This is a genomic window from Mycobacterium sp. TH-M82 (assembly GCF_057473605.1).
This window is the reverse complement of sequence record NZ_JBYCKY010000077.1, coordinates 1-5,729: the sequence shown is the minus strand read 5'-3', so window position 1 is coordinate 5,729 and position 5,729 is coordinate 1. Positions and strand designations below refer to the sequence as shown.

The 5,729-nt window shown below is 65.3% G+C and carries 4 protein-coding genes and 1 pseudogene; 1 reads left to right on the top strand and 4 read right to left on the bottom strand.

Annotated features, from left to right (window positions below; translation table 11 throughout):
• Positions 1–40 precede the first annotated feature (40 nt).
• The 4 genes and pseudogenes from AC2VON_RS02375 to AC2VON_RS02360 all read right to left on the bottom strand — a co-directional run bounded on the left by AC2VON_RS02375 (position 41) and on the right by AC2VON_RS02360 (position 4,083).
• The gene (locus tag AC2VON_RS02375) at positions 41–454 is read right to left on the bottom strand and encodes a DUF732 domain-containing protein (RefSeq protein ID WP_486951499.1); all 414 of its coding nucleotides are present in this window, start codon (positions 452–454) and stop codon (positions 41–43) included.
• A gap of 340 nt (positions 455–794) precedes the next feature.
• The gene (locus AC2VON_RS02370; RefSeq protein ID WP_486951498.1) at positions 795–1,946 is read right to left on the bottom strand and encodes an MFS transporter; all 1,152 of its coding nucleotides are present in this window, start codon (positions 1,944–1,946) and stop codon (positions 795–797) included.
• Between the two features lie 477 nt (positions 1,947–2,423).
• Positions 2,424–3,080: pseudogene (gene phoU / locus AC2VON_RS02365) on the bottom strand (phosphate signaling complex protein PhoU); the annotation flags it as partial.
• A 262-nt stretch (positions 3,081–3,342) separates the two neighbouring features.
• The gene (locus AC2VON_RS02360) at positions 3,343–4,083 is read right to left on the bottom strand and encodes a TetR/AcrR family transcriptional regulator (RefSeq protein WP_486951500.1); all 741 of its coding nucleotides are present in this window, start codon (positions 4,081–4,083) and stop codon (positions 3,343–3,345) included.
• Positions 4,084–4,279: 196 nt separating this feature from the next.
• Here AC2VON_RS02360 and AC2VON_RS02355 point away from each other — a divergent pair, with 196 nt between their 5' ends.
• The gene (locus AC2VON_RS02355; RefSeq protein WP_486951497.1) at positions 4,280–5,461 is read left to right on the top strand and encodes an NAD(P)/FAD-dependent oxidoreductase; all 1,182 of its coding nucleotides are present in this window, start codon (positions 4,280–4,282) and stop codon (positions 5,459–5,461) included.
• Positions 5,462–5,729: the final 268 nt, after the last annotated feature.

Genomic DNA, 5,729 nt, shown 5'->3' with positions numbered 1-5,729 from the left:
CCAGTCGAATGCCAGCTAGCCGAGTGGCTGCGCGGAGGAGTCAGTAACTCGAGCTGTCGGGGCAAAACACTCCCCGTGCGACCGCCACGAAGTGGGCGCCCTGCAGAAGCGCCAAGCCGGGGTAGGAGTTTCTCACCCCGTCCACGGCTTCACGTACGCTGTGGCCACTCTGGATGTGCGCGCAGGCACCTTTAGCGATGTTGACTGCCTCGGCATCGTTCGGGTGCTCGATGCCGAGGTGATCGAGTGCCCGAAGGAAAGTATCGTCCGTCGCGCTGGCAACGTAGGTGTACGGATCGGCTGGCTCGGCGTGGGCCGGCACGGCCAAGCCGAGCAGGGCTGCCGCCCAAGCTGGAGTCACGAGCAGCATCGGCACCCTGAAGCTCGAGAAACCGCGCCACCGCAGTGGCATGTTGCGTGGTGTTTTCACCGGCGGGGGTTCCGCTTTCGACATCTCTCATCTCCTCATCTGCTCACAGTGCCGACGCCTGGATGGGATTTGGTACCCGTTGAGACACAACAGTTTTCCGGCTCCGGCAACCTTAGGTCAGACATTACTTGCCGCCGGGCAGACTTCGTAGGCTCAACCACCAAACCTTCGCGGTCAATTTCACGATTGTTCATCTAGGCCAGGCAGCATTCGCCCACCGTTCACCAACGCGCAATGTGATCGCCGGCCGTCCGGCTCAACACCGACCATCAACAGTGGCGTCTCCGACGAAGTGATCGCCCACAAAGCCGGCCAGGTCCGCCGTCCTGCTGCCTCCGTCGGACCCGCGTAGCGTCAGGCGTCCTCAGTCGGCCGGTTCGGACTCCCCGGGCACCAGCGGTATCGCCGCCAGCGGGAACAATGCGCACACCGCGAACGCCAACGGATAACCGGCCGCCGTGATCAGCGCGCCGAACACCGGTGGCACGACTGCCGCCGTCATCCGCTGGAAGGTGTTCTGGGCGCCGAGCGCACGCCCGCTCCAGAACGGCCCGGCGTGCTCGGTGATGACGGTGGCCGCTAATCCGTTGTAGCCCACCGCGATCACCGACGCGACGACCATGGCGGTCACCGCCAGCGGCGAGTCCAGCTGGTCGTTGACGGCCAGCACCAGCAACGCCAGGAAGCAGGCGGCGGCGATCACGCGCTTCGGCCGCAACCGCGAACCGACGTGATCGGACCAGCGGCCGGCCGCGATGCGACCCAGCGCGCCGATCAGCTGAGTGATCGTCACGAGAAGACCGGCCGCAGCCGTCGGCCAGTGACGGTCGACGATCAACCAAGCCAAGATGAACGTGACGGTCATCGTCTGCGGCACCATCAGCAGCGCCGACACCAGATGGACGCGACGCAGCAGATTTGACTTGCGATACGGGTTGGCCAGCTGTTGTTCGGCGGCTGCCGTCCGTTTCGGCCGCGGCGGGTCGGCCAAGAAGATCGCGGCGACCACTGCGGCCACCGCGCACGCTATCGCCGGATACAACAGCGCGGCGAAGAAACCGTTTTCGATTTCGCTCAACTCCGGCATCGCCACGGCCCCGATGGCGACACCCAGCGGCTGCGCGGTCTGGCGGATCCCCATCGCCAGGCCGCGCTGCTGCGACGAGAACCAGCCCGAGACCAGCCGCCCACCCGCCGTGTTGCAGCTCGCGGCCGCCATCCCGCCCAGGAACAGCAATGCCCCCATTGCCATCAGCGAGTGCATCGGTGCCGCGGCAAAGGCCGCCACCGCGGTCAGTGCCGAACCCGCCGTGAGCACGATCCGCTCACCAAGACGGTCCACCAGATAACCCCACCCGACCAGCGTGACCACCATGCCGAAGCTCGGCATCGCCGACAACAGACCAGCCCCCACCAGCGAGGTGTGCCGGTCGGTCTGCAACGCCGGGATCAGGAAGACCCCGCAGTTGATGAACAGAAACGAACACGAGGTGATCGCCAGGGTTACCGCTAGCATCAACCAACGTCGGGCCATGCTGATGGACGGGGCCGCTGCACACTGATCGATCGACACCGAATCCATTAAAGACGATCCGAGGCCTCGCGACGGTCAAAGACACGCGTTGCCAGTAGTAGCGGCGAAATATTCCTAAGTGCCCAGCCGACAATGAAATTTACCGGCAGGCGGAGGTGCATTCCGGTAGACACCGAAGCATCCGGATGGAAACGGCCGGAGGCGGCGTGATCGCTGCTACCACCCACACCGCCGTGCGCAAACTCCCGCTAGGTCGGCCAGGACGCCGGACACGACCTCCCCGACGGCGAATCTGTTGCCACGCCACAACGGGCGGCCTCGGCCGATACCGAAGGCTATTCACCATCTCCTTGATGGGACGAAGGGCCGGTCACAGCTACGTGCAGATGTGGTGAACGCGCCGGCCTCGGCGTAGCGCCCAGGCGTGTCGTAGCGCGCCGTCCCAACGGCGGGCCACCAGCTTTCTCCGTCGGTGCCCCGGCCGACCGCTTGGAAGACGACCCTACGAGCAACTTCGATGGCATGATCGGCGAAGCGCTCATAAAAGCGGCCCAGCAGCGTCACGTCAACGGCGGCGACCACTCCGTGTTTCCATTCGCGATCCATCAGAACGGTGAACAGGCTCCGGAGCAGGGCGTCCATCGTCTCGTCTTCCTGGCGCATAACAGCAGCTTTCCTCGGGTCGCGCGACAGGAGAACCTCCCCCGCACCATGACCCAATTCGACTGCAATTCTGCCCATCTCGGCGAAGTATCCGTTGACCTCTTCGGGTAAGACATGCTGAGGATGGCGTCGACGGACGATCTTGGCAACGTGTAGGGCCAACGTTCCCATCCGGCCGATGTCAGCGGCCATCTGGATGGCGCTGACGACTGTCCGCAAATCACCGGCGACCGGTGCCTGCAATGCCAACACCGCGAGGGCATCATCCTCCGCGTACGAACCCAGCGCGATGATCTCGTCACCATCGGTGATGACCTGCTCGGCCAGAACCAGATCCCCCTGCAGCAAAGCTTGCGTTGCACTTTCCATGGCAGACACGGCCAGCTCGCACATCGTTTCGAGCCGCTCGACCAGCTTCGCAAGTTGCGCTCGGTAGGCGGTCCTGGATTCCACCAACTAATCATTACGCTCACGGCGTTGACGTGTGGGAAGCGCCACATGAACCCGCGGTGAATACTCGAAGCGCCGCAACCGCCAGTGCCGCCCGGTTCGAGATCCTCACCGTTAACATCGGCCCACACCCGCCGAATAGCATCCCAACGAACACCTCACCGAAATTCCAAGCCAGACCATTTGACTGGGCTGAGGTCGTATCCGATGCGACCGCCGCCCTGCACTGCGGCGCCGACTCGGCGTGAGGGCTGCCCGATAGGCCTCAGGCGACCGGCTGCTGGCGAGGTACCGCCTCGTGGATCGGCCGGTCCGGATTGATCTCGATACCCAACAGCTCAGCGGTGCCGCTGATCACACCCATCATGATCGTGGTCAGGTGCGCGACGAATGCCTCGTGCGCCATGCGCCGTGGGCTGTTCGGGGTAGGACCCAGCCACCAGTCGGTAGCCGAGGCCGCCGACCCGAACGCGGCGAAAGCCGCCAGCTCGATCGCGGCGCGGTCCAGCTGCATCTCGCGCAGCTCGTTGTTGAACATCTCGGCGATCGCCAGGGTGATCTCCCGGCCCTCGTTCAGCGTCCGCACCGTTGATTCGGACTGTTCTGGAATGCGGCCCTGGATGAAGCACCTCAGCACGTTGGGATGCTGGTCGATCAGCGTGACATACTCTTCCACGGCGCGCCTGATGACGTCGCGGGTCGAGTCGGTGGCGAAGTCGACCGACGGGAAGATCGCCGCCCACAGCTCGTCACGCAGCCGTTCCCCAATCGCCTGGAAAAGGTCGGATTTGTCGGCGAAATGCCGGTAGATCTTCGGCTTGGCGGTGCCGGCCTCTTCGGCGATCTCTCGCACGCTCACATCGGGCCCGAGCCGGTCGATGGCGCGGAAAGCGGCGCCAACGATCTCGCTGCGCACCTTTTTGCGGTGTTCGCGCCAACGTTCGCTGCGCGCATCGACCTTCGGCCCGGTGTCCGCACCGGCTTTGGGCCTGGCTACTTTGGCCACCTTGGTTACTCCGGCTACTCCGGCTAATCGGCGCATGTCAAGCACTTTACCGCTTCGTCGTCGCTGACCTGCGCAGAAAGCACGCTAACCCGCGTTGACCTTCCGTTCCGGGGGGGCCGGTTCGATAGCATCGTGGGGGCGCCCGCATATTCCGCGACCATCCCTGGACATCTAGCGAATATCGAGACGAGACGTGGTGAAGCAACGATTCGATCTGGCGATTGTGGGAGGCGGCCCCGCCGGGTCGGCGGCCGCATGGCAGGCCGCACAGACCGGTGCGCGGGTAGTGGTCCTGGACAAGGCCCAGTTCCCCCGCGACAAACCGTGTGGCGACGGCCTCACCGCGCGCGCGGTCAGCTATCTGCAGAAGATGGGACTCGCCGAGCAGATCGCCAGATTCCACCGAGTCGACCGGGTGCGGGTGTTCAGCCCGAGCGCGTGGGAGCTGTCGTTTCCGCGGCGCCCCGGGATGCCCGGCCACGGCCACGTCGCCCGCCGGCCCGAGCTGGACACGTTGCTGCTCAAGCATGCCGAGTCCGCGGGAGCAGAGGTTCGCCAGTCCGCCGAGGTGGCCGGCCCGGTGATCGACGACGCGGGCCGCGTCGCCGGGGTGACGCTCAAGGGCGGAGAGACGGTCACCGCGGACGCGGTGATCGCCGCCGACGGGGCCTACTCGCCGATCAAGCGGGCGCTGCAGCTGGACTCGGACTACGACGGCTACTCGGCCATCGCGATCCGCGCCGAGATGGCCGCCAACCGACCGGACACCGATTCCCTCGACATCTACCTGAAACTAGCGTTTCACGGCGACCAACTACCCGGCTACGGCTGGGTTTTCCCGCTCGGTGGCGGGCGGGTCAACATCGGCCTGGGCTACGTCAACAGCTACAAGAACTGGCAGTCCATCAACGCCACCCAGTTTTTAGGCGACTTCCTGGGCACGCTGCCGGGTGACTGGAAATTGCCGTCGATCGACGAGCTGAAAAAGTCCAAGACGGTGCGGGCCTGGCGGCTGCCGATGGGCTTCACCGCGTGGCCGCCGTGGCGGCCGGGTGTGCTGTTCGCGGGCGACTCGCTGGGCGCGGGCAAACCGGCGTCGGGTGCCGGCATCTCCAAAGCACTGGAATCCGGGCTGGCCGCCGGGGAATGCGCAGTGGCGGCGCTGACCAACGCCGGGCCCGACGACTTCAGCAACTACGCCCAGCGGATGGAGGCAGCCTGGGGCCGCGAGTACCGGCGCGGCCGGGTGTTTCACCGACTGGCCGGCATCCCGGCGATCGCCAACGCCGGCATCAAGGTGATCGACAACGGCCGGGCGCGCGATTTCCTGCTCCGGCGGATGTACGCAAAGGCGCAGGGGCCGCAGCACACCTACTGACTGGCCCTGTGCACCGAGCGTGAATCTGTTGCGAGAAATCGCACCCCATTGTCAACCGGCTAATGCAACGTCGGGGGTCAAAGCTGCAGATGTCTGTGTTGCCTGTGGGGGGCTTGGGGGGCTATCGCCGGGCCGGATTGTCACCCAGGAGCATGTCGGTGAATCGGTTTCTGGGCTGACTAGCTCGGGGGTGTCGAGGAGCTCGTGGAGGGACGCGTCGAGGCGGTTGGGGTCGCTGGCGAGTCAGTCGCTGAGGAAGGCAAGGATT

Bases quoted from the DNA above. Each gene is read 5' to 3' on its own strand.
- AC2VON_RS02375 (WP_486951499.1), bottom strand. From the start codon at position 454: ATGTCGAAAGCGGAACCCCCGCCGGTGAAAACACCACGCAACATGCCA.
- AC2VON_RS02370 (WP_486951498.1), bottom strand. From the start codon at position 1,946: ATGCTAGCGGTAACCCTGGCGATCACCTCGTGTTCGTTTCTGTTCATC.